Genomic DNA, 26,347 nt, shown 5'->3' on the forward strand with positions numbered 1-26,347 from the left:
GTATACTAGTAGGGTGTTCATTAAAATAGCTGATTTTAAGTTGATATTGTAAAACATATATAAATTGAAATAAAGGTTTTCTCCCGTTCCACGGCGAATAAATACAAAGAGAAAATAGGGGAACGGAGAGAAAATATGATGCCAAATCACAAAGACGAGATCGAAAAGTTGTCCACTGCCATGAAAGAAGCAAAAAGTAAACGAGCATATGAACGCTACCAAGCGATTTATCTTCATTTGCAGGGATATACCAAAGGAGAAATCGCAACGATTATTGGTCGATCCAAGAAAACTATTTATAACTATATTCATGCCTACGCCCAGCGCGGTCTTGATGGACTGGAGATGAAATACTCACCTGGCGCCCCACGTCGATTGACCCCTGAGCAGGAAAAAGAGCTGGCTTTGATCATTGAACATCAGCTCCCCGTAGATGTGGGATTCGAAGCAAAATATAATTGGACGCTTGCGATAATCGCTGAACTCATTCAACAAAAGTGGGGGCCAACATACACGCTTCGCGGAACAAGTGACATTCTGCATCGGTTAGGGCTAAGCTATACGAAACCGACCTATACACTAGCCAATGCCGATGAAGAGAAACAAAAAGAATTCGTCGAAATCACCTTCCCTGAAGTAAAAAAAAACTGGTAGATGGGAACATCGCCCATGTCCTCTTTCAAGATGAGTCGATGATTCGTGATTACCAAGCGATTCAAAAAACATGGTTTGTCAAAGGAAAACAACGAATCATTCCGACGTTTGGAAAACATCAAGGGCTGAAGCTGATTGGCACGTTGAACTACGAAACAGGGGAAGTGTTTTGCATCGAAGAAGAATGCTATGACGCGGAAACATTTCTTCGATTTCTTCAACTTGTGTTAGAACGCTATCCCACAGGCAAAATAGTGATGATTTTAGATAACGCTCGAATTCACCATGCCAAACTCATTCAGCCATTTTTAAAAGAACACGAAGATCGGTTAGAGCTCGTCTTTTTGCCACCATACAGTCCGCAATTGAACTTGATTGAAGGGCTATGGAAATGGCTGAAATCAGACGTGATTTACAACGTGTTCTATTCGAGTGTGCAAGAAATTAGAAAGAATGTCCAAGCCTTTATTCAGCGAATCAACCAGAAACCAGAACAAACGATCGATCGTTTGTGTGTTCAGTTGTAAATCTTTAATTCAACTTATATAGATAATAATAGGTTAAATACAACTAAACTTAAAATCACCGCCAATAATTGGAAACTAATTTTTCGGAAGATTTCTCGAAAATCAACGACTTCTTGCTTTGTTAATAGATATGACAGTGTCATAGGAAAGACGATGATGCTGCTAAGACTATAATGAAAAGGAACACCCGAAAAAGAAAAAAATACATCTGGAATTAAGCTAAGAATGATAACAGGAGCAAACGATAGAATCAGGCCAGCGATTATAAGATACATTTGATTTTTTATTTTATCGGAATTGGATTGAAGATGTAAATAAAATAGGACAATACAAGTTAGTAACGATAGAACCATGTTCGCGACAATGCATGGTCGAACGATCGTGCTGACGATGACATGGTGACTAATACCTATTAAGAAATAAATGAGCGTTGCGAAAATGGCAATAAATAATATGATCATACGAACTTGGCGAAAAAATGTTGGTTTTGTAGATGAAGGAAAATGCTCAAAAAATTTCATAAGGACGTAAGGAGCAAACGAAGCGGTGATCACTTCCAATTCTTTTGCCGGTTTTATATTCCAACTGGAAGGTGTTGACAGAGCAATAGCTAGTCCGATGATAAACATTAACGTAAAAAAATGTTGAACAACGATCGAGTTTGGTTTTTGCAGATAGCTATAGATGCCAATGAACAAAAATATTATTCCAATGAACATCGTGAAATAATGCTGAAAAGAAAAATGTTCATTGTACATTTTTAATAGAGTATAACAAATAATGAAGACGGAAATGAGCAGCATGAAAAAAGGAAAAATTTTTTTGTTCATATAATCCCTAGCTTTCTAGATAATTTTTTAAACGATTTACTTGAATTTGTTTTTCAGGATAATAGGCAGCAATCTGATCCAACGCTTTATTCATATAGACTTTTGAGAGAATGAAACAGTAGTCGATTGCTCCGATTTTACGTATATAGTTTTTAATCTCCTTCATTAATAGTGAGTTACGATCATTTGCTTTCAGTTGATGAAGTTTCTTTAGCAGCCACCCATTATCTTTTTGAGACTAAACTCAATAGATTTAATGACTGGAAGAGTGGCCTTTTTGTTTATTAAATCACTCTTATGATCGGAAAGAATATCTTTTGCATCATTTTTCAGTTGCCGGCAATGCCGATGTTCGTTGCAATGGGCCCCCATATGTTTTGGTTTTGTATATCGCTGAGTTCACAAACTAGTTTTACTAAGGACGCAGCCTTTTGTTTGATGAGATGAAAAATACTCTTCTTCTGTCAGAACATGTTCAGAAATGACAAAATTTAAATCTCTCCACTGTCCATACAAGCGTTTTGCAACTAACTCATGGATGATCATAGCGAATTTTTCATACACATCTGACTTAGAATTATGAAGAATGAGTCGAAATGCTTCCATCATAAGCGTATTGGCAATGGTGACCGTTTCGCCTATAGATAAAATGGCTTATGATCTCATCACTTTGATCATGATCGGAAATGTCATCAAAAATGTCTGTCGCTAAAACAAGAAGTTCAATAGCAGCAGCGTGAGTAATAACAGATTGTGTGCACGTATCCTTATCAAAATGGAATGAGGATACGTATGCATAAAACTCTCCCCATGAATAATAAGTTTCATCATTATTAAATATTTTTCCTTTGCGGAGCAGCATATGGAAAATATATTGAATGATCTCTTGTTCTAACATGCAATTAGTGGACAAGTGATTTTGAAAAAAAGTCTTTATTGCGCTTCTTCTGACAATATTCATTTCACCTTACACACACGGATTTCCTTTCGACTTCAATCCATCTTACAGATACTCTACCAATGCTGAGAAGACTTCTGTACTTAAACTCTTCCTTGCTAACGCAAGTTCCGCCGTTCCAAGGGACTCTTTTCCTAGTATAACCTGAAAAATATTCCATAAATTTTGATTCATGATACCTGCCTCCATCCCATATTTCTCAATAAAATTTTACACTATATTACAACTTCTGCCATCATTTTCTGAAAAATTGGTATTTTCCACAATCAAATTTGCGGAAAATACGGATTTTTTTTTTTAGTAGATTTTTGATATATTCAGTTTGAAAGTCGATCGACTTCATATTGAATAAATTTGGATAAATAGGAGGAAAAGAGTATGAAAAAATTAGTTACTGCTTTAACGTAAGCGTAAAATAATCCCCACCTTTTAATGATGATGTATAAAATTTTGTGTCAAGCATTTAGTTAGACCAAAAGAAAAAGGTAGGGTATTCTCTGATTTGGCAAAAATCTTAGAGAAAGGAGTACCCTACCTATGTCTAAAAGTATATCGAATATAGATTGGATGAATCAACTGGAAAACGTTATTCGTGAGTTTGTAAAGGAAAAATTAGAGCTGATCATGAAGGAAGAAATCCAGACTTTCCTCGAAATGGAACAAGAGGGAACGTCGAATAGAAGAAACGGCTATTACCATCGAAACCTAGACACGCAGTATGGTCGTATCGAAGGACTTTCTGTTCCAAGAGACCGAAACGGGGAATTTCAAACGCAGCTGTTTGCCCCTTACCAACGCCATACGGGCTGGCTCGAGGAAGCCATCATCAGGATGTATCAAAGTGGCATGAGTACGCGTGAAATTGGCAAGTTTATTGAACGAATTTTAGGCAATGCCTATTCTCCTGCAACGATCAGCCGTATGACCGATGTAGTGAAGGAAGACATCGAGAAATGGCACCATCGTCCACTATCCAAACGTTATTCTGTCTTATATTTGGACGGCTTGTACGTGAAACTTCGCCGCGATACGGTAGAGAAAGAAGTCATTTATGTGGTGTTAGGAGTGAATGAAGAAGGGTATCGAGAAATTCTGGATTTCTTCGTGGGAGGACAAGAAAGCGCCTATGGATGGCGGGAGATTCTCCAACAGCTCTACAAAAGAGGCGTCAAGGAAGTGCTTCTGGGCGTATTCGATGGACTACCGGGGCTGGAGGAAGCCTTTAAGGCGGTGTATCCGAAAGCCGATGTGCAGCGCTGTGTCGTTCACAAAGTCCGCAACACCCTAAATCGTGTTCGGAAAAAAGATCAATTTGAAGTGGCAGAGGATCTCAAACTGATTTATCGCGCACCGAATAAGGAGATTGCGTTACAGATGTTTCAACAGTTTGAGTCGAAATGGTCGAACAAGTATCCGAGAGAAGTTCAATCTTGGGCCAATGAGTTGGATGTCCTCCTTACATTTATGGATTATCCAAGCAGTATTCGAAGTGTGATTTACACGACCAATGCCATTGAACGAACGATCAAAGAGATTCGGAAACGTCTAAAGCCGATGAACAGTTTGAGTAGTTTAGAAGCCGCTGAAAAAGTCGTGTATTTGACCATCCAAGATTTTAATGAGAAATGGGCAGGACGAAAATTACGAGGATTTGCTGAAGCCTATGAAACCCTTCAACAAATGTTTGAAAAACGTTATAACTAACCAAATATTGTAAACGAACAAAATAAAGGGATTCTCCCTTTCCACACAGGAGACTGAATATTCAGTCTCCTGTGTGGAGGAAATCGAACCCCTATCCATTCCAAATCCATTTCAGAGATACCCTATCTATCTTACATAACACAAAATTCTTGACGGTACCCTTTTAATGATAGGGATTAAATACTATTATTGTGATAAGTTATTAAAAACCCGACAATTCAAAGGAATTGTTTTGGACCAAGGAAGTAGTTGATCAAGCTCATCCATATTGCTTATATCCATATTGGGAAGCTTTTCAAATAAGTAGCGAAGATAATAAAATGGATTTAATTTATTCTCTTTTGCTGTCTCCACAATACTGTAAATGATTGAGCTGGCCTTAGCTCCTTTCGGAGTATTGCTAAAAATCCAGTTCTTCCTACCGATCACAAATGGTTTAATGGATCGTTCACTTCGATTATTATCGATTTCTAAACGTCCATCCTCTAAAAATGCCACGAGTTTTTCCCATTGGTTGAGGCAGTATGTAATGGCTTGACCTAATAGACTCTTTGGTAAAACATTGCTTTTCTCTGTTTTTAGCCATGCTGAAAAAGCCTCCAACAATGGTTGGCTGTGTTTAAGTCGTTTTTTATATCGTTCTTCTGGTGTACATTCTTTCAAATCACGCTCGATGGCAAATAGCTGATTACAGAAATTGAGTCCTTCCCGAGCTGTGACTGCTGAATGACGTTTGGATTCAGGAAGTACGTTTAAAGCCTCATCGAACTTTCTGCGGGCATGAGCCCAACATCCAACTAATGTTACGCCGGATACCTTATGGTATCCTGCATATCCATCGACATGCAGGTATCCTTTAAACCCTTTTAGGAATTCTTTGGCATGTTCTCCTGCTCTAGTTTCCTGATAGTCATAAAGGACAAGTGGTGGATCCTCTCTTCCAGTCCGATAAAGCCACATGTAAGATTTCGATGTACTTGACCTTCCAGGTTCATGTAAAACCTGAACAGTTGTTTCATCCGCATGTAGAATGTCTTTAGAGAGGAGATGCTCTTTCATTCGTTGATAAATTGGCGCAAGCCATTTTTCGGCACCATAAAGCATCCAATTGGCCATGGTTTGCCTGGATAAGATCACACCTAATCGTTTGAACTGTTGTTCTTGGCGATATAGAGGTAGCCCCTCTACATATTTTTGATTCATAATATATGCCATGCTTGACGGTGAAGCTAAACTTTTTGGATACACAGATTTTGGGGCAGGTGCTGTAACGATTGGTGTCTCTATTTCATTACGCTCACAATGACGGCATCCATAGACATATCGAACGTGTTTTAAAACTTTGACTTGAGCCGGAATAATCACTAATTCTTGTCGTACTTCTGTGCTCATTTCGTGTGTTTTTTCACCGCAACACGAACAGACCTGCTCTTCTTCGGGTAAACGATATTCAATCGTTTCCATAGGCAGGTTTTCAAACGTAGCTTGACGTTGACCACGTTTCTTTTTACGACGATATGTAATTGTTTCAACAGTTGGCTCTTCGGCTTTTACATTAGACTCTACCTCTGCTTCATTGAATAAAGGTAGTTCTAATTGATTAGGATTTGTTTTTTCGCTTGAAGAGCCAAATTTTCGTTTTTGACTAAGACGATACTGTTCTTCATACCATCGTAATTTCGCCGTCAATTCAACGATTTGCTGTTGAAGTTTTTCAATTAATTCAAATGGGTTTTGGGTAGGATTCTTTAAATTTTTCATCATGTAGTAATAATTCGACGGTTTTAGCTATTTTCCTCCAAGGTTTTTGTTAAAAGTAAAAAATTCATATAACTGTTCTAGCCTTTACTTCTGGGTGTGCTTTCTTTTGCTCCATTGCAAGACCATCCAATAACCAGCGTAATTGCCGATAACTAATTTGTATCGTTCCAGTGTCATTTTCATTTGGCCATTGAAATTTTCCTTTTTCCAATCGACGATAATAAAGCCAAAAACCATTATAGTCCCAGTGAAGAATTTTTAATTTATCTCGCTTTCGATTACAGAACACAAAATAGCTTGATGAAAAGGGATCTAAATCAAATCCCTCTTTCACCAAAGCAGCTAATCCATCAATGGATTTTCTCAAATCAGTACTTCCTTTTGCCAAGTAAACTCGTTCAGCTCTTGTACCAACTAACATGTTGATTTCAACGTCCTAACCACTTCTGAAAGAAAGGCCGGATCGAAACCAGGTTTTACTTCAATTGAAATCCCACTAATTTCAATCCGTAATGAATTTTCAACTGTTTGTGAATGATCTTCTAGGGTAACGGATGCCCATTTTGTAGACTTTCCTTGATTTTTTATTGGATTTTCAATTTTTCTTAACCAGTATTTAAACTGGTGAATACTCCATTGATTTTCCTTGCACCAGTTTACTTGAGTTTGACCGCTTTTACGATAGTCAGCGATTCGTTGTTCCCAAACCTTTCGTAATTCAGGATTCTTAGGCATAAAAAAACCTCCTTCAATTTCATCTTGAGGAGATTATCTCATGAAATTAGCACATCAAGAAGGTGTCCAAGATTTGACGCTTACGCTTTAACGTTATCCATAGTTGTCTCTGTTAGTTCAATTACAGGGGTGTCAGCAGCTACAAGTACTGATTTAACTGTAGACAAAGCAAAAGTACTAGAGGCTGCCGATCAAGGAAGAGTTGAAGTTAGTACTGCACCTTCTAAAAAAGGTGAATTTCAAACAATGGCAACAAAATATTCTAAACGTATAACTTATTCACGTGGTAGCGTATTAGCTTGGTCTAAAGACTATGTAGAATGGTTCTACAATGGATCAAGTATTTCCTCTAGCTCAGGATGGCAAGACTCCGGCTGGATTTTCCCTAACTTAGTAAGAGTGAAAGGAATTACAAAGTATTACTCTTCTTCCCCGCTTCATAAATACCGTGCGAAAAAGACAATCTCTGCAGGAACAGTAACACCTTGGGGAGACGTTACTCTTTATTCGAAGGATTATACCGATTACATCTCGGTACGTGGAAACGGGTCGTACTCTGTTAACTAATCATTGATTTAATCAAGAAATCCATCGGTCGTCTATTTAAGATGACCGATGGTTATACATATATTAACACGCAATTTGACTATTTGAAGAAAGGAGAAAAGTTATGATAGATATTATTAACTTGACTAAGACTTATCGAAACAAAACTGTTTTAGATAAGATAAATGTACAAATACCCCCAAATAAAATTGCCTTTATTATGGGAGAAAATGGAGCAGGCAAGACCACTTTGTTAAAATGCTTATTAGAGCTAGAAGAGTATAGCGGTAAAATTCTTTATGATGGAAAAACTATTGACGAAGTCCGTAATGATATTCATGTTGTTTATGATGATTCTCCATTTTATCTCAATCTAAATGGTTACAAAAATATTGAACTACTGCTAACAAATCGCATTCAAAAAGAGCAAATTAGAGAAGTAGCCAATGCATACTTAAGTCATGATATTTTAAAAAACAAGGTGAAGAAGTATTCGTACGGCCAAAGAAAAAAGCTTAGTTTAATTATAGCTACTCTCTCTCAACCAAAATACCTTCTAATGGATGAAGTTTCGAATGGATTAGATTATGATTCAATGCAGTTTCTAAAAACAACCCTTAAAGAATGGTCAAAGAACATGACAATTATAACGACAGGTCACCAATTCGATTTCTATGCTCCTATTATCGATGAGTTATTTATACTAAAACAATCAAAATTAACAAAATTAAATAATTTTAAAGAAAGTGGGGGTGATCTGGTTGAAGCATATAAAAAGTATATTAAATAGTCTAAATATCGAGTTAAAATATCAATACTTCTCGTATATAATTTTGATTTTATTTTTGGCAATCTTATCATTTTCTTTATTTAACTGTAGATGAGCAAATTCGCTAACATAAATTTACAACCAAACAAAAAAAGAGACATGAACCCGATTCCTTGATTAGAATAGATGTGTCACCAAAACTATTCACAAGGAGGTTCATGTCTCATGAATAGATTAGCACATCATCAAGGAATCCACAAGTTTTTCACGATGTTGGGGTTGGCACTTTATTTTTCAAAACCTGTCATGAAGCATCTCGTTCATATCGTGGATGCGCTGACCACCAAAGGATTTGCGGGAACATTGACCGATCTTCATCATTGGAGCTTTCATCCGAACCACCGCACGACACTCAGCCATTTTTTCACGAAAAGCCCTTGGGATGAAGAGACGCTGCTTCGCAAACTTCAACAGTGGATGCTTCGTCGTGTCGAACGCATCGCCAAACAGGAGAATCAACCCCTTTTTGTTTCGATCGATGATACGATTTGCCAAAAAACCAAGCCTTCGTCACAGGCAACGCACGCCATTCAAGGGTGTGATTGGCACTATTCTCACACAGAGAAAAAGTCGATCTGGGGACATTCTCTCGTTTGGCTCATGGTTCATACGATGACCCAGGCTTTTCCCTTTGCGTTCCGCCTCTACGACAAGGCGGCTGGGAAAAGCAAGGGGGAACTCGCGATCGAGATGCTTTCTTCTTTGGATGTACACCGTCCTGTTTATGTGCTGATGGACTCTTGGTATCCATCGCAAACGCTCGTGGAAGCTTGTCTGAAAAAGGGATTCCACGTAATCGCAATGCTCAAGGCCAATCGGCTTCTTTATCCAAAAGGCATTGCGGTTCAGGTGAGGGAGTTTGCCCGCTACATCGAACCGAAAGACACTCACCTCGTCACGGTGGGAGAAGAGCGTTATCGGGTTTATCGCTACGAAGGCTCTCTCAAAGGTCTCGATGATGCCGTGGTGCTGCTCGCTTGGAAAGCCGATCAGCCGATGACATCGGAACATCTTCACTGCGTCTTGAGCACCGACCGGGATCTAAGCGATGAAGAGATCTTGCGCTACTATGCCCAGCGTTGGTCGATCGAATGTTTTTTCCGTCAAGCGAAAGACCAGCTGAAACTCGATGGATACCGCGTTCGCGGACGTCGGGCGGTGAAACGCTACTGGATCTTGGTGCAGCTTGCTTACGTGTACAGCATGTTCGAGTCGAACAGCGATTTTTCTGATGGGCTCGATCTTCTGCGCAAGAGAAAAGGACATAGCCTCGTGGAGTTCATTTACCGTGCAGCGAAACAAAATATTCCCATTGATGCCGTGAAAAAACAGCTCCACGTGGCATAAGGGGTACCCTGTTTGTCTCTTTTACATGGTAATTATTGTAATTAAAATTGCTCAACTACAGTATTTAATTTATTTATTCAAATGTCCAATACAAAAGAAAATTATGATTTATTCTTGCGTACTATTAAAGAATATAAAGAATTAGGGATTGATATAAATGAAGCATTAAATACTCCTGTTGATATTGAGAAATCTGAAACAGGTAATGAAGGAAAAGCTGAAGTTGTCTCTAACATCCTACGATTTGATTATGATAATGTAGCTTTATCTCTCAATAACATGCAACCAGAACGAATTGTTACTCATACATTAGAGTGGTTAACATTTTTGTTCTTCCCATTTATCTTTACCGTTTATGGTATTTATATCGCAACTTATGATACCAAGTATAAAACCATAAAAGTAAAAGCTGTAAAAAAAACTGGAATCAAATTCTCTTATCAAAACAGCTATCTATTTATATGATCTCAACGTGTATTATTGCTGTTGTTTTAATTCTAAACTATATTGTAGGTACTATTCTATACAATCATATTTCACAGAAAATTCCTGTAGAAGAATTTCAATTAAGTAGCTTGCCAGAGGATAACAATGTTGTATTACAGGTTTTATTAAGCTTATTTATTTGCTTTTTCTTCTCAACACTAGGGTTCTATCTAGGCATATTGTTTAAAGGATTTATCGCTCCAACAATAATTTTCTTAGTCTATAACTTCATAGTACCAGTACTAACTAAATTTGACTTAAGAAACATGGTTTCAATCTTGGGTCACGAAGTATTTGATTTCCATAGTAGTTTTAAGCTGTTTGAACCGATTCAAATGCCCACCCACTTGGCGCTAATCTCTTTAATTGTATTTCTTATTCTAAGTTCAATAATCTCCTACCTTATCGCTAAAAAACAAAGTAAATTTGTTGTTTAATATATGTTACTCGACCTGTAATTCATAGTGATTGGCTGTCTGAGTCTTTCTGCACCATAGCCTACAAACAAAGCTGTTTGCCTATGAATCTGGCCATACACAAAAATCGATGTGGCATCATTGTGTAATAATCATACATGTCGGTATTATATCGAATTGTTAGGTTCCTTCCTGCAAGAAATAAAAGAGAGCCTCTATAACAGTAAGCGTCAAATAATCCCCACCTAGGTTTCTAGATGGGGATTGATTATGATTTAAGTATTCTTGGCTCTATACTGAATGTGGTGGTGTCTTCATACTCGGCAAGGGTTTAGATGTGATCGAAAAAAGCAAAAAAAGAACATTATCGATCGGCTTCCAAAAGGATATTGGACTGAAGTGGGGGAACGGGGAATCAAATTATCAGGTGGACAGCGGCAGAGAATCGCCATTGCCCGCGCTCTTATACGCAATCCTAAAATCCTTCTTCTGGATGAAGCGACCTCAAACTTAGACAGTTCATCGGAAGTTCTTGTTCAAAAGGCCTTGCAGCGGCTGATGGAGGGAAGAACAACCATTGTTATTGCTCATCGTCTCTCAACGGTTATCGACGCAGACCAAATGGTTGTATTAGAGAAAGGGGTTATCACCGGGATCGGCACACATAGAGAATTGCTGCAAACCCATCCGCTCTACAGAGAACTTGCCGAACAACAACTACAGACTAGCTCGGAGAAATCATAAATGATATTTTTTCAGACCGCAGTGTTCTATGAGGAAAATATTTGTGGTGAAAGAGGTCAACAAGCGGATGAGGTAGAAACGATACTTGCGATTCCTTTATTAGTTGACTCCTTTTCCAATTTCATTTTATAGTGAAACAAAGTAGCTGCATAATGGGGGAAATCATGTGAATTCGTTACTCGAGAGAATTAAGAAAGAATGGCATAAACTTACGGATGCAGAGCGGAAAATAGGTGAATATATTTTAGAGCATCCTGAATTGGTTCCGCATATGACGACGAAAGATTTATCGGAGAAAACGGGAGTCAGTGAATCAAGTGTAGTGAGGTTTTGCAAATCCATTGGTATGACGAGTTTTAAAACGTTTAAGATGGAGCTAGTCAAACATTTAACATTATCTGAAACGAATATTTCTGATTTCTCCATTTTACAGAAAAAAGATTTACCTTATGATTTATTTCAAAAAGTGACGTATGTGAACAAGTTAGCGATTGAATCCGTACTGACATCGTTGGATCGGAGAGAATTAGACAAAGCAGTAGATGTGATACAAAAGGCAAGAAAACTCGTTTTTTACGGTGTCGGCGGCTCAGCAACGGCTGCTTTTGATGCTCAGTACAAATTTACAAAACTGGGATTTCAATCGATCATGGCTCATGATTTTCACTACTTGCTTTCTCTTATTCCTTATTTAGATGAACGGGATGTTTTTGTGGCGATCAGTATGTCGGGGAAAACGAAGGATGTCCTTGAATTAGCTCAATTTGCCAAAAAAAAAGGCGCAACAGTGATCGCTATAACCAATATGGATAAATCTCCTCTTTATAAGAAAGCAGATATTCGGCTTTGTACACCGGTTGTCGAACAAGATTTTCGGATAGGAACCATTTCTTCAAGGATGGCACAACTTGATATTGTGGATGCCCTGTATGTCAGTGTGTTTAATCGAATTGGAGAGAAAGTAGTGGATCGATACTATGAGGCAAGAAATGAAGCAGTGAAATTGCGTAGATAACTTTGAATCCAAAAAACATCCTTGGAAACGAAGGATGTTTTTTAATTTCTGACAAATGAAACAAAATTTCAAAAATAAAAATCAAATTATTGACATTTTGTTTCAGTCATATACAATTAAATCAAAAAATAAGTTTTAAAAAGGATGATTAGATGCTTGAAAAATTGACAACAGAACAAAGAAATGCCAGCACGATGGACTTAGATTTAATGTCAACAAGAGAAATATTGGAGGTGATGAACCGAGAAGACCAAACGGTTCCGCAAGCAGTTGCAACGCAAATTCCTTTGATTGAAAAAGCTGTTCAGTTGGTGATCCGATCTTTTCAAAATGGAGGCCGACTTATTTATGTAGGGGCTGGTACAAGCGGCAGATTAGGGGTTCTCGATGCAGTAGAGTGTATGCCTACATTTAGTGCACCTAAAAACATGGTAACAGGTATTTTAGCAGGAGGTTTGGAAGCGCTTACTAAAGCGGTGGAAGGAGCTGAGGATAACGAATCTTTAGGAAAAGATGATTTGAAATCGATTTTCTTAAATGAAAACGATACGGTCATCGGATTAGCTGCGAGTGGAAGAACGCCCTATGTAAAAGGAGCGCTGTCATATGCAAAAGAACAAAAAGCGAATACGGTGAGCATTAGCTGCAATAAACAGGCAGAGATTAGTCAGTTGGCTGATGTGGCTATTGAAGTCGAAACAGGACCGGAGGTGTTAACGGGTTCTACAAGACTAAAAGCAGGAACCGCGCAAAAGCTCGTACTGAATATGATTTCAACAGCTTCCATGATCGGAATAGGGAAAACCTATCAAAATTTAATGGTAGACGTACAACCGACGAATCAGAAGCTAGTAGAAAGATCAAAGCGAATCATTATGGAAGCGACGGATGTTGATTATGAAACAGCCAGCCAATATTTTGAAAAAGCCAATCATCATGTAAAAGCAGCCATTATTATGATTTTACTTAAATGTTCATATGAGGAAGCCATAAAAAAACTGGAGAAGGCAAAAGGGTTTATTCGCAAAGCACTTTAGATCGGCTTGGAGGGAGAAGTATGACAAAAGAAGAACAGATTGCAAAGAAGATTCTCCAATACACGGGCGGTAAAGAGAATATCCGCAAATTGGCACACTGTATGACGAGTACGTCTTGAATTGAAAAACGAAGAAAAAGCGGATATAGAGGCATTACGGCAAATAGAAGGTGTCATGGGGGTCGTGGATGACGGCACTTTACAAATTATTGTAGGTCCGGGAACCGTTAATAAAGTAGCCGATGCCATTAGCCGTTCGACAGGGATTAAAATAGGGGAAGAAACGGCGGAGCCAGATGAATTGACTTTTGAGGAAAGAGCGGCACTTAAAAAAGCCAATATAAAATCGAAAAATCAGACGCCTTTTAAAAATTTCTTGAGCTTAAATTGCAATATTAAATGCAACAAGTATTGAAAGACCAGATAACCCATGATTAAGTAGAATCGGGACACTCTGCGCGACTTGACGTGGAGTGGTGGGCATGGTAGCCTGGTTGGCCCAGCCAGTACCGTATACCTGGCTTCATGGCTGGTAGCCATGCCCGCAGAGGCTCTTTGTCAAGTTGCTAAAAACCAACCCTTTGGGTTAGCTGGCTTAAGGTTAAGAAGCTAAGCCAGCTAACTCTATTTGGAAACACTCCTCAGGTGTACGATAATTGAGGATCTTCCTTGGAAGATGGTTACACCAATTTTCAACATAGGTAATGGTTTCGTCTGCCACAGAGGAAATGGGTCTCCCCTTTGGTATGAAGCGCCTAATAAGGCCATTATGACGCTCGTTGGTTCCTCGTTCACAGGATGTGTAAGGGTGTGTAAAATAAACCTCTGTTAGATCTTTTTCAACACTAAGGCCGAGGTCAGCAAATTCAGAACCGTTATCAGCCGTAATGGTTTTAAACACTTTAGAGAACCGATTACCATAAGACACTTTCAACTGAGATATGACTTCTGAAACGGATAGACTATCCTTGGCTGTCACTCTCAAAATTATTTCTTTACGGGTTTTGCGCTCAGTAAGAGTCAATAAGGCCTGATCTTTAGTCTTCTTGCCTATAACCGTATCAATTTCCCAGTGACCAAACTCTTGGCGTTCATTGACTTCAATTGGTCGCTCATCGATACTGCGTCCTAAGATCTTCTTATTCTTCCGGTTACGTTTTTTCTTGGTGTTCAGGGTAATTTTCATAGGTAGGTCAATGTTTTTAACGCCTATAAGTCCTAGATCAATATAGTTATAAAGGGTCTTGGTGCAAACCATTTTGTCTTTGAATTTCCCATCACGTTTGGCTCTCCCACATACCGCATCAGGAGACCATTTCTTATCAAGGATCTGAGTTTCGGCATACTTAATAAACTCGATGGCATCGTCTAGTTTTAGCTTGCGGCCACAGGCTTTCCTGTTTCTCTCATAGAGAAGTTGACCTGTGTCTGGAAAATAGACATGAACAATTTTCCCGTTGCTTTTTCTTTGTGGCACTGTACCTCTTCTTAACTCACGGGAGATGGTGCTTTTGTGACAACCAACATAATCTGCAATCTCCTGTTGAGTCTTACCAGCAGCGTGTAAGGCCGCAATTTTCCCACGGTCATAAGCCGTTAAGTGTTTGAAATGCCGAGCTCCTATGGTAGAATTAGTAATTGCCATAGATAAATCCTCCGTATCGATATTGTTTTAGTCGACTTAATCATACGTGGTTTATCTATGGTTTTTCATTTTTTATGCTTGTTGCATTTGATTATACAACTAGCCAAAATTTCTTGAGGAAAATAGGGAATATTTTTATACCTTTAATCCCTGGTCTTGTAGCTTCAGGGATTATCAATGGAGCAGCGAACTTTGCAAAAAATGTTGGTGTAGATGACAAGACGACTTGGATGCAAATTTTATTGCTAGTTGGTAGTTGTATTTTTACGTATTTAGCTGTTTTAGTAGGTTGGAATACAGCAAAGGAGTTTAATGGCACTCCGGTTCTTGGAGCCATTGCCGGCATGCTGTTGTTTAATCCGGGTCTTGCTGAAATTCATATTTATGGAGATGCTCTTATCCCTGGGCGAGGCGGTTTATTCGGAGTCATTTTTGCTGCTTGGTTGATGACGGTTGTAGAAAAACAAATCAGAAAGATCATGCCGAATTCAATTGATATTATTTTTACTCCGCTGATTACGGTATTGATCGTTAGTATTTTAAGTCTTTATGCGATACAACCTGTTGCAGGAGTCGTGGCCGATGGCATTACGACCGGAATCAAAGCCATTTTAGATGTCGGTGGCGTTATAGCGGGTGCGATATTAGCCGGATTCTTCTTGCCGCTTGTCATGCTTGGATTGCATCAAGGATTAACGCCTATTCATCTTGAATTAATTCATGCTACAGGGAGCACGCCGTTATTGCCTGTTTTAGCAATGGCAGGCGCCGGTCAAGTTGGTGCTGCGATTGCCATATTTGTCAAAACTAAAAATAAAAAATTAAGAAGTATTATTAAAGGGGGATTACCTGCAGGCTTTCTTGGAATAGGGGAACCGTTATTGTATGGAGTTACTTTGCCGTTGGGAAGACCGTTTGTTACAGCTTGTTTAGGGGCAGCGGTTGGCGGGGCCTTTCAAGCTTTTATGAAAACAGCTGCTTCTGCTATAGGAGTATCAGGTTTGTCCCTTACACCACTTATTGTTGATAATAAATATTTTTATTATCTAATAGGCATTGTGATCGCTTATGCATGTGGCTTTATTTTCACTTACCTATTTGGTTATAAAGAAGAAATGTCGGAAAACATAAAATAATAGAAATATATTTTTGTTTAATGGAGAGAGAAGTGTCTGACAGTCAATCCATCTTGTATATAGGATTTTTCTATAAGAATGGCAACCTATATAGATCGATGTCTGACACTTTTCTTTTTTATTAATAAGATTTGAAAAGGAGCAATAGTGATGCGTGGAATATCGATTTACTTATCAGATTCAATCTCTCGTCATGAAGGATATATTGCCAAAATGAAATCAGCGGGCTTTACTTCGATCTTTACTTCTTTGCAGATTCCTGAAGAAAATCCGGATCTTTCTGTAAAACGTTTAAAAGAGCTGGGGGAATTGGCTAAAAAATATGGGATGGAATTAACGGTGGATATATCTCCGAAATCGCTCAAGCGTTTAGGCTGCACATGGGAATCAATAGACAGGCTTACGTCTTGGGGATTAACGGGTTTGCGCATCGATTACGGAATCAGTGAAGAGATCATCGTTGAATTATCTCGTAAAATGAAGATTGCTTTAAATGCAAGCACGTTAACAAAGGAGGGGATGATACGCTTAAAGTCGTTAGGGCTATGCATTGAAAATACGGAAGCATGGCATAATTATTATCCTCGACCTGAAACGGGATTGGATAGAAAGGATTTTTCACTGCAAAATGACTGGCTGCAAAAGGAAGGAATTCTTGTTGCAGCCTTTATTCCCGGAGATGAGGAAAAGAGAGGCCCTTTGTATTCAGGATTGCCGACATTGGAAGATCATCGCTATTCTTCACCTTTTTTAGCGTTTCTCGATTTAAAAATAAATGAGAGCGTTGATAAAATCTTGATCGGTGATGTTCGGATCAGCGAGAAAGCATTGGAACAGTTTTCTACATTCAATCAAAATATTTTTTTGCTGCGAGCGAAACCCTTTGTTCAAAGTGATATTCTTCAAAAAGACATTTCTGTAGTGCAAACGAATCGAGTAGATGCAGCAAGAGATGTGATCCGTTCTCAAGAATCACGCGAAAATGGGTTAGTTGGTAAACCATTATTGGAGCCTATCCATACAATCGAGCGAAAAAAAGGGTCCATTACAGTAGATAATCTTCTGTATGGACGTTATCGAGGAGAGATTCAAATCGTAAAACACGATTTGACGGCAGATGAGAAAGTAAATGTAATCGGAAAGGTCATCGATGAGGATTTGCCCCTTTTGCCATTTATAAAAGGCGGAACAAAGTTTAAGATCAAATGGATGGACATCGAATAGACAATTTTTTTTGCGTGAATGAAATTTATAAGTATTTTATAATTTCGTAAAAGGCCCTTAATAATTCTTTTTTAATATAGAAAGTGCAAGGAAACCAATTGATCGCTTGATTTGAACCTCGAATCACTCAATCGCCCCCTTACAACAGCGTTAAATTCTTTTCATCGTCCAAGAAGGTGATTCAAAAAATGGCCGATTCGAAAGGCATATCGGAAAGAAAAATCGAGTACATATGATGAAGAAATGTTAATTGAATGGTTCCCGTTTATTTAAACATTTTTTTATGCATTGGGAGCTGCTGGTAAGAAAAAATTAGAAAGGAAATTCATGAACAAAGGAAAAAAGAAGATGGAGGCACAGTGTGAAAAAAACGAATATAGGTGAAGAAAGGTGTGGACCTCATGATTCGATGCATTGCATCTGATATGGACGGGACCTTATTAAACTCCAAACAACAAATTAGTCCGGCAAATCGTGACGCGATTCAATTAGCTCAAGAGCAAGGAGTCGAATTTGTGATTGCAACGGGGCGTTCTTATCAAGAAGCAAAAGAGGTTTTAGACGAAGCAGGGATCCGTTGTACAGTGATTGGGTTAAACGGTGCGGAAGTAAGAAATGAAGCAGGTGAAATTACTCATAGATCTGTCATTAGCGCCAAAACTGCCTCTCAAGTGGCGGATTATCTTGAAAAATTCGGGCTTTATTATGAATTTTTTACCAATAAAGGCATTTTTACAGAGAACTATGAAACAAGCATCGAAATGTTGGTGGATATTTTCCAATCGGCTAATCCCGAAGTTTCAGAAGAAGAAATTCGTAAACATCTTAAAAATCGTGGTGATATTCGACATATCCAAAACGTATACGACTCAAAAGAAATTTTCAATGATCCTTCCATTCGTTTTTTTAAAATATTGGCATTCGATAAAAAAGAGTCGCTGTTTGAAGAACTCAGCCGTAAGCTGGAGTATGAATTGAACGATATTCACGTGACGTCGTCAGGGTTTCGCAACATTGAAATCAACCATATCTCTGCACAAAAAGGTATTGCCTTGGAACGCTTTGTGAAAGAAAAAGGAATTTCTTTACAACATACGATGGCGGTGGGAGATAATTTGAATGACCTTTCGATGTTAGAAAGAGTCGGTTTTCCGATTGCGATGGGAAACGCGGTACAAGCAGTGAAAAATCTTTGTCCGTATGAGACAAGTAAAAACGATGAAGATGGCGTAGCCAAAGCGATACATAAGATTTTAGAAATCTGTAAATAACCAAGAATGGACCAGATATCTTTCATCCATGGAAAAAGAGGCTTTATGGAAGATGGCTGATCCTTTGTATTGGCGTGATTGTATTTCCAATCTTATGGCTGAAAACATTTTTATGTAGCCGTTTGTTGATCCGATTATTCAATGCACACCTACCTGATTGCTGACATCATCCAGCGGCTAAAATCAAAGATAAAAACAAACATCCTAGGAAATGAAAAAAAGGCATGCAGGGTTATAACATGCCTTTTTCATCATGCATTTCTATGTGCTGGTTTAGCATTTCATACGGTTGCTTTAGAAACAAATCGGGTATAAGCACCGTGCATAACCGGGCCAACATACTGATTCAATTTAAAGCCGTGTTCAATTGCTGCATGAACAAAATCTTTTGCAAAACGGACGGCTTCTTCCACTGAGCTGCCTTTTGCTAGTTGAGCTGTGATGGCGGCGGCAAAAGTACAGCCTGCACCGTGATTATAAGTAGTATCAATTTTTTCCGATTCAAATACACGGAAGTTTTGACCATCGTAGAATAAGTCAACGGCTTTTTCGTGCTGCAGCTGTTTTCCGCCTTTGATCACGACATTTTTGGCCCCTAATTCATGGATTTTCACAGCCGCTTTTTTCATATCCTCAATCGTTTTAATAGGGCCGGTTTGTGCTAATTGCCATGCTTCAAAAAGGTTTGGAGTGACAATCGTTGCACGCGGCAGCAATAATTCGCGCATCGCGTCTGTATTTTCAGGTTGAAGAACTTCATCTTCTCCTTTACATACCATCACCGGATCAATCACGACTTTATCTAAATGATATTCATCAATTTTACGGGCGGCGAGTTCAATAATGTCGACAGATCCGAGCATACCCGTTTTCATGGCGTCAATCCCGACGGAAAGAATGGTTTCTAATTGCGGTTCAACCGTTTTTACATCCACCGGAAAAACGTTATGATGCCAGTTGTTTTTTGGATCCATGGCAACAATGGAAGTAATGGCTGTCATTCCATAGACGCCCAGCTCTTGGAATGTTTTCAAATCAGCTTGAAGACCGGCTCCACCACTGGAATCCGAACCAGCAAGCGTAAAGGTTTTCTTTAAACTCATAACCCACATCTCCTTCATAGCAACGATTATGAATAGGACTAGTCTATCTTTAGAATATATTTTTCGATTAGAAAAGACAAATATGAGATACTTTTTTGTTTATGAAGGCATATAGGAAAAAAGAATCTCCAATGTTAAGCAGGATTTCATTATTGAATCATTTTTATTTAAAGATTTTAGAAAATAATCCATTCTTTTTCTTTTTTTGTTCTGTAGAGGCTGGCTTCTTTTTGGATGCCCAAATCATCTCTTTGTCGACCGCGTGTTTATGAGCGACTACCAGGCCGATATCTGTTTCCGCCACATGATTTTGGATGATGGTATAAGAAATGTTTTGGTCGTTGGCCAGTCTGATATATTTGCTAATATGAGAATAGTCTATTTTTCCGTTTAAAAGCAGGCGGACGCCGGGTTTTCGGATCCATTCTTTCACTTCCGGATAGATGTCCGGCTCTTGTACTTGGCTAATCGTCAAGGCACCTTCCACGCGTTCTCGAAACGTTCCTAAAAATCGTTTTCGCTCTTCAGGTTTCAATTCTTTTTTTCCGTATAATCCTTCTTTTAACACGTCATCGATCTTTTTTCCAACCACCGGAACCGCCTCCTAAACTAATATTTTCAAGCCTATATTATGTTGGCTGGTTTAGTTACACCTATTCGGGATGGCTGAAAAAGGTTCAAATATCGGTCAAAATGTCCGTTTTTTCCTAAAGATAATGGATCATGAAAAGAGTCCATTTTCATCAATAAAAGAAATTTGGCAACGATGAAGGCAAAACCTCGATGAATCTAAACGGATAGATAGGCAGGAAGTTCCAGGCGAAATGGGGATGACGAAACATGATTACCAAAAAAAGAACAGCCTGTGAAGCGCACAAGCTGCTCTTTTTCATCTCATTTCTTTATTTCCAATTATCCAGCAAAAGAACTCGGGCTGGAGAGGCATCCGTTCCTTGAATATTTAAAGGAGCCGCAATCATAAAATAGGATCCTTCTTCCACGTCCGCCAATTGAAGTCCTTCGATGACCACGATGTCTTTGTCCATCAGAGCACGATGAGTGGGGTGCTCCGGCTGAGCACGTTCTATGCCTAAGGAATCGATGCCGACTCCGGCGATTCCGATTTCCGCCAAGTAGCGGGCTGCATCTTCAGCAAGATAAATGAAATCAAAATTAAATTCTTTATCAAACGAGTTTTTCGTTTTCAATAAAATAAAGTCGTCTTTTTGAATATCCACATTTTCTACATCGGATTTCGTAATTTTTTCATGGACATGTGTCAAATCGATCACTTTGCAAGGACGAACAAGTTTTTCGATCGAGATCGTTTCAATCGTTTTTCCGTCGTTCATCATATGGAGCGGAGCATCGACATGTGTACCGGTATGTACGTCCATGCAAATTCGTGACTCCGTTACATGGCCATTTGTTTGAGTAGTAATCGATGGCTGTTTTTCCGGCTTATTTTTATAAACCGGCATTCCTTCATAAATTGGAGCAGTTATGTCAATAATTTTCAATTTTGTAACCTCCTTTTCCTTTTGCACGGTTCGGCTTAAGTCGTTCGGATTCCCGCTTGAAAGAGTCTTTGACGTAAAATGCCTAAGTATTGGATGGCAGTGAACGGTGGCAGTACGTGTATCCAATGATAGGCATGGCGGCAATCATCAGCGGAGAGAATATGACCGCTGATGATTGGATTTTTATTGACAATTGTCTACATCAAGCCGATCAATAGGCCACCAGAAGAATCCGTCTTTTTCAAGCAGGTGGTCAGCTTCTTTCGGTCCCATAGAACCGGCTTCATAATTAGGGAAATGGGCGGAAGTGTTGGCCCATACTTCAGAAATTTCATCGACAAAACGCCATGAGAGGGAAACTTCATCCCAGTGGGTAAAGTTGGTCGCATCTCCCCGAATGGCATCGTATAAAAGCTTTTCGTAGGCTTCAGGCGTGTTGATGGCGTCAAAACTGTTATTTCCAAAGCTTAGTTTGATTGGAATCATGCCTGTACTTTGACCGCTTTGTTTTGTGTTTAAATGAAGGGTGATTCCTTCCTCAGGCTGAATATGGATCACAAGCAGATTAGGGGATAACGGTTGATCCATTTTGTAATAAAGATTCATCGGGACATCTTTAAATTGGACGACAATTTTCGTTGATTTCGTAGCCATCCTTTTACCTGTTCGAATGTAAAAAGGTACGCCGGCCCAGCGGAAATTGTCTATCATGACTTTCCCGGCTACAAACGTTTCAGTATTGGAATGAGGATCGACGTTCGGTTCTTCCCGATAAGCGACCACTTCTTTGCCGTTAATGACTCCTTTTCCGTATTGGCCGCGGACGAAGTACTCGTGCACTTGATCTCCTTTTATTGGACGAAGCGCGCGCAAAACTTTTACTTTTTCGCTGCGGATTTCATCTGTTGTCAATTTAATCGGTGGTTCCATGGCAAGCAGTGCCACCATTTGCAGCATATGGTTTTGGAACATATCGCGCAGTGCACCGCTGTTTTCGTAATACCGTCCCCGTTCTTCTACTCCCAGCGTTTCGCTGGAAGTCACTTGGATGTTTGAAATGTAGCGGTTGTTCCATAATGGTTCAAAAAGGGCATTAGCAAAGCGGATCGCTTCGATATTTTGCACCATGACTTTTCCTAAATAGTGGTCAATCCGATAGATCTCAGATTCGGAAAAGGCCGTTCGAATTCGTTTATTCAATTCGATGGCTGATTCTAAATCATGGCCAAAAGGTTTTTCGATGACGAGACGGGTGAATCCATTTGTGTCTGTCAATCCGTCTTTTTTCAAATGTTCGGCGATCGTTCCAAAAAATTCCGGAGCCATTGCCAGATAAAAGATCCGGTTCCCTTCAAGGTTGTATTGTTCATCCAATGTTTGTGCCAACTTTTTCAAAGCAACATACGACTCTGAGTCTGACACATCATGAGGCTGATAATAAAAATGGGAAATAAACTCATCGATATTGTCCACTTTTCCGATTGAAGCAATAACGGAGTCTTTTACATGGGATTGGAAGGTTTCTTTTGACCATTCTCTTCTGGCTACGCCAATGACGGCAAATCGCTCTGATAATTTCTTTTTTCGAAATAGATGGTAAAGAGAAGGAAACAGCTTTCTCTTCGCTAAATCCCCTGTTGCACCGAAAATCATAATTAAAGTTGCTGGAGATTCTGATTGTTTCACTGTATATGACCTCACTTTTTACATCTTTTATGTAACAAAAGTTTGCTGCTGTTTAAAGGATGTTCTATGCACTGTTAGTTTTCGCCAAACAGGCTAAAACCAAACACCTCTTTTCTATTTCCAAAGCATGAACATTTTATCCTATACAGGTATTTAATTTTAGACGTTCTGACGCCTTTAGGCAACTATTATGCGCAAGGATTGCCGTGAAAAAGGAGATGGATGACGTTGTTTTAGATGGCAAAATTCATGTTTTGTTGGAAAAAGACGTGCATTTATGACAGAATGGAAGAACGGAAAACAGGTAGTTTGTTAAAAGGGTGTGAGTTGTTTGGAATTGTTGTTTTTAGGAACAGGAGCGGGTGTACCGGCCAAAGCAAGAAACGTCAGTGCCTTGGCTTTAAAACTCCTCGCTGAACGAGGAACGGTGTGGTTGTTCGATTGTGGAGAAGGAACACAGCATCAGATTCTTCGCACATCGTTAAAACCGAGAAAAATTGAAAAAATTTTTATTACCCACTTGCACGGTGATCATATTTTCGGTCTTCCGGGGCTTTTGGGAAGCCGTTCGTTTCAGGCAGGGGAGACTCCTTTGACGGTATACGGACCTAAGGGTATTGCCGATTTCTTGCGCGTCAGCTTGGAGGTCAGCGAAACGAGGCTGCGCTATCCGCTCATCATTGAAGAAATTGAAGAGGGAATTGTTTTTGAAGATGAGCAAATGATCGTGGAAACACGGCTTTTGGAACACGGGATTCCATCGTACGGGTATCGGATTACAGAAAAGGATAAACCCGGTGTTTTGCTTGTAGATAAATTAAAAGAAATGGGAATTATGCCGGGGCCTCTTTATAAAAAAATAAAAAATGGCGAAACAGTTGTGCTCGAAGACGGCCGCGTCATCGACGGAAAAGAATTTGTCGGACCTTCCAAGAAAGGAAAGGTCGTCGCCATTCTTGGCGATACCCGTCCTTGCCAAGCTGCTGTAGATCTGGCTAAGGATGCGGATATGCTTGTTCATGAAGGCACATTTTCCGCTGAAAGTGCAGAGATGGCGTATGAATATTTTCATTCGACCACGGCTCAAGCAGCTGAAATTGCTAAAAAAGCGAATGCAAAAGCGTTGTGCTTAAATCATGTCAGCTCCCGTTATCCTGTGGAGGAATGGGATCACTTGCAGAAAGAAGCGGAATCGATTTTTCAGCCGACTGTATTGGTTCATGATTTTATGGAAGTCAAAATCGAAGACATCACAAAAAAGGAAGGCTAATGTTGGCCTTCCTTTTTTGTGTGCGCCCGGCATGGGTGTAATCTATAGGGTGAAAGTCCCGAGCTGCGAAGGCAGAAGTAGCAGTTAGCTTAACGCAAGGGTGTCCGTGGTGACGCGGAATCTGAAGGAAGCGGGCGGCAAACTTCCGATCTGAGGAACACGAACTTCATAGGAGGCTAGGTATCACTGGGTGAGTTTGCACAACAAAACAAAGCCCTTTCTGCCGAAGGTGATACAGAGTAAATGAAGCAGATGGATGGAAGGAAAGATTACACTCTTACCCGGGGAGGTCTGATGGATACGTGAAGTAGCCTTCATAACCTACTTAGTGATAAGTAGCTGAGCCATCAGAAGTCAGCAGAGGTCATAGTACGAATTGGTCTAGAACAATTCGGAAGGACTGAACAATTAAGAGAGAATAGCCCTTTGCATTCAGTGTGTCATGTTGAACACAGAAAACGTAGTACCTCACTTGAGGAAGGAAACGGTGAATCCCGTGGGGGACCTCTTGGAGGGTGGAGTGACCACTGGCATAAGAAGATAAGCTATTCACGGAAGGAAGAATAACAATGCTTTTGAATCAAATCCTGTCACGGGAGAATATGCTTTTAGCTTTACAAAGAGTAGAAAAGAACAAAGGTAGCCATGGAGTAGATATGATGCCCGTACAAAACCTACGTCAGCACATAGTCGAAAACTGGATATCCATTAAAGAAGCAATTCTCAAGGGTACCTATGAACCAATGCCTGTTCGAAGAGTCGAAATCCCGAAACCTGATGGCGGTGTTCGGTTACTAGGTATTCCAACCGTAACAGACCGTTTGATTCAACAAGCAATTGCCCAAGTATTATCGAGGATATATGACCCTATGTTCTCCGAACATAGTTATGGGTTTCGTTCAAATCGAAGTGCTCATGACGCAGTTAGGAAAGCAAAAGGCTATATCAGAGATGGTTATAGATGGGTAGTAGACATGGATTTAGAAAAGTTCTTCGATCGAGTGAATCATGACAGGCTGATGAGTACATTAGCCAAGACTATTAAAGAAAAGCCACTATTGAAGCTAATCCGCAAATATCTACAAGCTGGTGTCATGATTAATGGTGTGGTATCTAGGACAGAAGAAGGGACGCCGCAAGGTGGCCCCCTAAGCCCTTTACTTTCGAATATTGTACTAGATGAACTAGACAAAGAATTAGAGAAAAGAGGGCATAAATTTGTTCGTTATGCCGATGACTGTAATATTTACGTGAAGTCAAAACGGGCTGGTGAAAGAACCATGGCTAGTGTCAAACGATTTATTGAGGGAAAACTTCGTCTAAAAGTCAACGAGAAGAAATCTGCGGTTGACCGACCATGGAAACGAAAGTTTCTAGGATTTAGTTTTACACCTTCAAAAGAGCCAAAAGTTCGGATTGCCAAGCAAAGTCTAAAACGAATGAAGAAAAAGGTGCGAGAAATCACGTCAAGAAAAATACCATACCCAATGGAATATTGGATTAAGAAACTTAACCAATATCTACTTGGATGGTGTGGATATTTTGCATTAGCAGACACAAAGAGTATCTTTGAAGATTTGGATGGCTGGATTCGACGAAGACTCCGGATGTGTTTATGGAAAAACTGGAAGACCTCAAAGACCAGGATACGCAACCTCATAAAACTAGGAGTTCCTGAATGGAAAGCTTATGAATGGGGGAACAGTCGTAAAGGTTATTGGCGAATCTCAAAAAGTCCCATATTACACAGAAGCCTTGGAAACTCCTATTGGAGTAACCAAGGGCTTAAAAGTCTACAGAAACGTTATGAATTCTTGCGTCATTTATCTTGATTGAACCGCCGTATACGGAACCGTACGTACGGTGGTGTGAGAGGACGGGGGTTAATCACCATAGCCATCAAG

The 26,347-nt window shown here is 39.5% G+C and carries 26 protein-coding genes and 2 pseudogenes; 17 read left to right on the top strand and 11 right to left on the bottom strand.

The window, feature by feature from the left end:
* The first annotated feature begins 135 nt into the window (after positions 1 to 135).
* Positions 136 to 1,181 (top strand): IS630-like element ISBs2 family transposase gene (locus tag N1I86_RS14250; RefSeq protein WP_076611651.1). Its coding sequence is split into 2 segments (ribosomal slippage): positions 136 to 639 and positions 642 to 1,181, totalling 1,044 coding nucleotides; the frame shifts between segments, so codons are not numbered across the junction.
* 14 nt (positions 1,182 to 1,195) lie between these two features.
* Here the strand turns inward: N1I86_RS14250 and N1I86_RS14255 are convergent.
* The 3 genes from N1I86_RS14255 to N1I86_RS14265 form a co-directional block, all read right to left on the bottom strand.
* Positions 1,196 to 2,011 (bottom strand): hypothetical protein, encoded by an 816-nt coding sequence (locus N1I86_RS14255; RefSeq protein WP_341096848.1) that lies wholly within the window; start codon positions 2,009 to 2,011, stop codon positions 1,196 to 1,198.
* A gap of 577 nt (positions 2,012 to 2,588) precedes the next feature.
* Positions 2,589 to 2,972: a hypothetical protein gene (locus N1I86_RS14260; protein WP_341096852.1), complete on the bottom strand. Its 384-nt coding sequence runs from the start codon at positions 2,970 to 2,972 to the stop codon at positions 2,589 to 2,591.
* Positions 2,973 to 3,014: 42 nt separating this feature from the next.
* The gene (locus tag N1I86_RS14265) at positions 3,015 to 3,143 is read right to left on the bottom strand and encodes a hypothetical protein (protein WP_341096854.1); all 129 of its coding nucleotides are present in this window, start codon (positions 3,141 to 3,143) and stop codon (positions 3,015 to 3,017) included.
* Positions 3,144 to 3,506: 363 nt separating this feature from the next.
* Between N1I86_RS14265 and N1I86_RS14270 the strand changes: the two genes are divergently transcribed.
* Complete coding sequence (locus tag N1I86_RS14270; protein ID WP_341095220.1) at positions 3,507 to 4,673, top strand: IS256 family transposase; 1,167 nt, start codon at positions 3,507 to 3,509, stop codon at positions 4,671 to 4,673.
* 186 nt (positions 4,674 to 4,859) lie between these two features.
* On the opposite strand, the gene tnpC is transcribed toward N1I86_RS14270, so the two are convergent.
* The 3 genes from tnpC to tnpA form a co-directional block, all read right to left on the bottom strand.
* Positions 4,860 to 6,437, bottom strand: coding sequence for an IS66 family transposase (gene tnpC / locus N1I86_RS14275; RefSeq protein ID WP_341095296.1), 1,578 nt, complete (start codon positions 6,435 to 6,437; stop codon positions 4,860 to 4,862).
* A 61-nt stretch (positions 6,438 to 6,498) separates the two neighbouring features.
* Positions 6,499 to 6,855 (bottom strand): IS66 family insertion sequence element accessory protein TnpB, encoded by a 357-nt coding sequence (gene tnpB, locus N1I86_RS14280; RefSeq protein WP_003352857.1) that lies wholly within the window; start codon positions 6,853 to 6,855, stop codon positions 6,499 to 6,501.
* Positions 6,849 to 7,169 carry an IS66 family insertion sequence element accessory protein TnpA gene (gene tnpA, locus N1I86_RS14285; RefSeq protein ID WP_003352856.1) on the bottom strand — a complete coding sequence of 107 codons (321 nt, stop codon included), beginning with the start codon at positions 7,167 to 7,169 and terminating at the stop codon, positions 6,849 to 6,851. Before tnpA ends, tnpB begins: the two co-directional genes overlap by 7 nt.
* Positions 7,170 to 7,298: 129 nt before the next feature.
* On the opposite strand from tnpA, the gene N1I86_RS14290 reads away from it, so the two are divergent.
* The 10 genes and pseudogenes from N1I86_RS14290 (at position 7,299) to N1I86_RS14335 (ending at position 14,003) form a co-directional block, all read left to right on the top strand.
* Positions 7,299 to 7,736, top strand: coding sequence for a hypothetical protein (locus N1I86_RS14290; RefSeq protein ID WP_341096857.1), 438 nt, complete (start codon positions 7,299 to 7,301; stop codon positions 7,734 to 7,736).
* Positions 7,737 to 7,839: 103 nt separating this feature from the next.
* Complete coding sequence (locus N1I86_RS14295; RefSeq protein WP_341096859.1) at positions 7,840 to 8,505, top strand: ATP-binding cassette domain-containing protein; 666 nt, start codon at positions 7,840 to 7,842, stop codon at positions 8,503 to 8,505.
* Positions 8,506 to 8,709: 204 nt separating this feature from the next.
* Positions 8,710 to 9,891 (top strand): IS701 family transposase, encoded by a 1,182-nt coding sequence (locus N1I86_RS14300; protein WP_341096863.1) that lies wholly within the window; start codon positions 8,710 to 8,712, stop codon positions 9,889 to 9,891.
* Between the two features lie 81 nt (positions 9,892 to 9,972).
* Positions 9,973 to 10,356 carry a hypothetical protein gene (locus tag N1I86_RS14305; RefSeq protein WP_341096865.1) on the top strand — a complete coding sequence of 128 codons (384 nt, stop codon included), beginning with the start codon at positions 9,973 to 9,975 and terminating at the stop codon, positions 10,354 to 10,356.
* An 803-nt stretch (positions 10,357 to 11,159) separates the two neighbouring features.
* Positions 11,160 to 11,537 (top strand): annotated as a pseudogene (locus tag N1I86_RS14310) (ATP-binding cassette domain-containing protein); the annotation flags it as partial.
* Positions 11,538 to 11,669, top strand: a complete 132-nt coding sequence (locus tag N1I86_RS14315) for a hypothetical protein (protein ID WP_003355257.1) — start codon at positions 11,538 to 11,540, stop codon at positions 11,667 to 11,669.
* A 34-nt stretch (positions 11,670 to 11,703) separates the two neighbouring features.
* The gene (locus N1I86_RS14320; protein ID WP_003355255.1) at positions 11,704 to 12,552 is read left to right on the top strand and encodes a MurR/RpiR family transcriptional regulator; all 849 of its coding nucleotides are present in this window, start codon (positions 11,704 to 11,706) and stop codon (positions 12,550 to 12,552) included.
* Positions 12,553 to 12,704: 152 nt separating this feature from the next.
* Positions 12,705 to 13,589, top strand: coding sequence for an N-acetylmuramic acid 6-phosphate etherase (gene murQ, locus N1I86_RS14325; RefSeq protein WP_003355254.1), 885 nt, complete (start codon positions 12,705 to 12,707; stop codon positions 13,587 to 13,589).
* A 20-nt stretch (positions 13,590 to 13,609) separates the two neighbouring features.
* Positions 13,610 to 13,708 (top strand): PTS transporter subunit EIIB, encoded by a 99-nt coding sequence (locus N1I86_RS14330; RefSeq protein ID WP_341096868.1) that lies wholly within the window; start codon positions 13,610 to 13,612, stop codon positions 13,706 to 13,708.
* A 1-nt stretch (position 13,709) separates the two neighbouring features.
* Entirely contained in the window at positions 13,710 to 14,003 is a 294-nt protein-coding gene (locus N1I86_RS14335) for a hypothetical protein (RefSeq protein WP_341096871.1), read from the top strand.
* A 186-nt stretch (positions 14,004 to 14,189) separates the two neighbouring features.
* On the opposite strand, the gene N1I86_RS14340 is transcribed toward N1I86_RS14335, so the two are convergent.
* On the bottom strand, positions 14,190 to 15,233 hold the full coding sequence (locus N1I86_RS14340) for an IS30 family transposase (RefSeq protein WP_048622401.1): 1,044 nt from the start codon (positions 15,231 to 15,233) through the stop codon (positions 14,190 to 14,192).
* A 95-nt stretch (positions 15,234 to 15,328) separates the two neighbouring features.
* Between N1I86_RS14340 and N1I86_RS14345 the strand changes: the two are divergent.
* The 3 genes and pseudogenes from N1I86_RS14345 to N1I86_RS14355 all read left to right on the top strand — a co-directional run.
* Positions 15,329 to 16,369 (top strand): annotated as a pseudogene (locus N1I86_RS14345) (PTS transporter subunit EIIC); the annotation flags it as partial.
* A gap of 150 nt (positions 16,370 to 16,519) precedes the next feature.
* On the top strand, positions 16,520 to 17,593 hold the full coding sequence (locus N1I86_RS14350; protein ID WP_341096873.1) for a DUF871 domain-containing protein: 1,074 nt from the start codon (positions 16,520 to 16,522) through the stop codon (positions 17,591 to 17,593).
* 401 nt (positions 17,594 to 17,994) lie between these two features.
* The gene (locus N1I86_RS14355) at positions 17,995 to 18,864 is read left to right on the top strand and encodes a Cof-type HAD-IIB family hydrolase (protein WP_341096875.1); all 870 of its coding nucleotides are present in this window, start codon (positions 17,995 to 17,997) and stop codon (positions 18,862 to 18,864) included.
* A 281-nt stretch (positions 18,865 to 19,145) separates the two neighbouring features.
* Here N1I86_RS14355 and pdxK read toward each other — a convergent pair whose 3' ends face one another.
* The 4 genes from pdxK to zwf form a co-directional block, all read right to left on the bottom strand.
* A complete protein-coding gene (pdxK, locus tag N1I86_RS14360) occupies positions 19,146 to 19,967 on the bottom strand; it encodes a pyridoxine/pyridoxal/pyridoxamine kinase (RefSeq protein ID WP_003355250.1) in 822 nt (273 codons plus the stop codon).
* Positions 19,968 to 20,130: 163 nt separating this feature from the next.
* Positions 20,131 to 20,559: a YueI family protein gene (locus N1I86_RS14365; protein ID WP_340395935.1), complete on the bottom strand. Its 429-nt coding sequence runs from the start codon at positions 20,557 to 20,559 to the stop codon at positions 20,131 to 20,133.
* Positions 20,560 to 20,869: 310 nt separating this feature from the next.
* Complete coding sequence (locus tag N1I86_RS14370; RefSeq protein WP_003355248.1) at positions 20,870 to 21,487, bottom strand: cyclase family protein; 618 nt, start codon at positions 21,485 to 21,487, stop codon at positions 20,870 to 20,872.
* Positions 21,488 to 21,670: 183 nt separating this feature from the next.
* Entirely contained in the window at positions 21,671 to 23,173 is a 1,503-nt protein-coding gene (gene zwf / locus N1I86_RS14375; RefSeq protein ID WP_003355246.1) for a glucose-6-phosphate dehydrogenase, read from the bottom strand.
* Between the two features lie 331 nt (positions 23,174 to 23,504).
* Between zwf and rnz the strand changes: the two genes are divergently transcribed.
* Positions 23,505 to 24,443, top strand: a complete 939-nt coding sequence (gene rnz, locus N1I86_RS14380; protein ID WP_040341756.1) for a ribonuclease Z — start codon at positions 23,505 to 23,507, stop codon at positions 24,441 to 24,443.
* A 569-nt stretch (positions 24,444 to 25,012) separates the two neighbouring features.
* Positions 25,013 to 26,275, top strand: a complete 1,263-nt coding sequence (gene ltrA / locus N1I86_RS14385; protein WP_341096878.1) for a group II intron reverse transcriptase/maturase — start codon at positions 25,013 to 25,015, stop codon at positions 26,273 to 26,275.
* Positions 26,276 to 26,347: the final 72 nt, after the last annotated feature.

Source organism: Bacillus sp. FSL W8-0116, from assembly GCF_038003825.1.
GTDB classification, from domain to species: domain Bacteria; phylum Bacillota; class Bacilli; order Bacillales; family DSM-4216; genus Bacillus_O; species Bacillus_O smithii.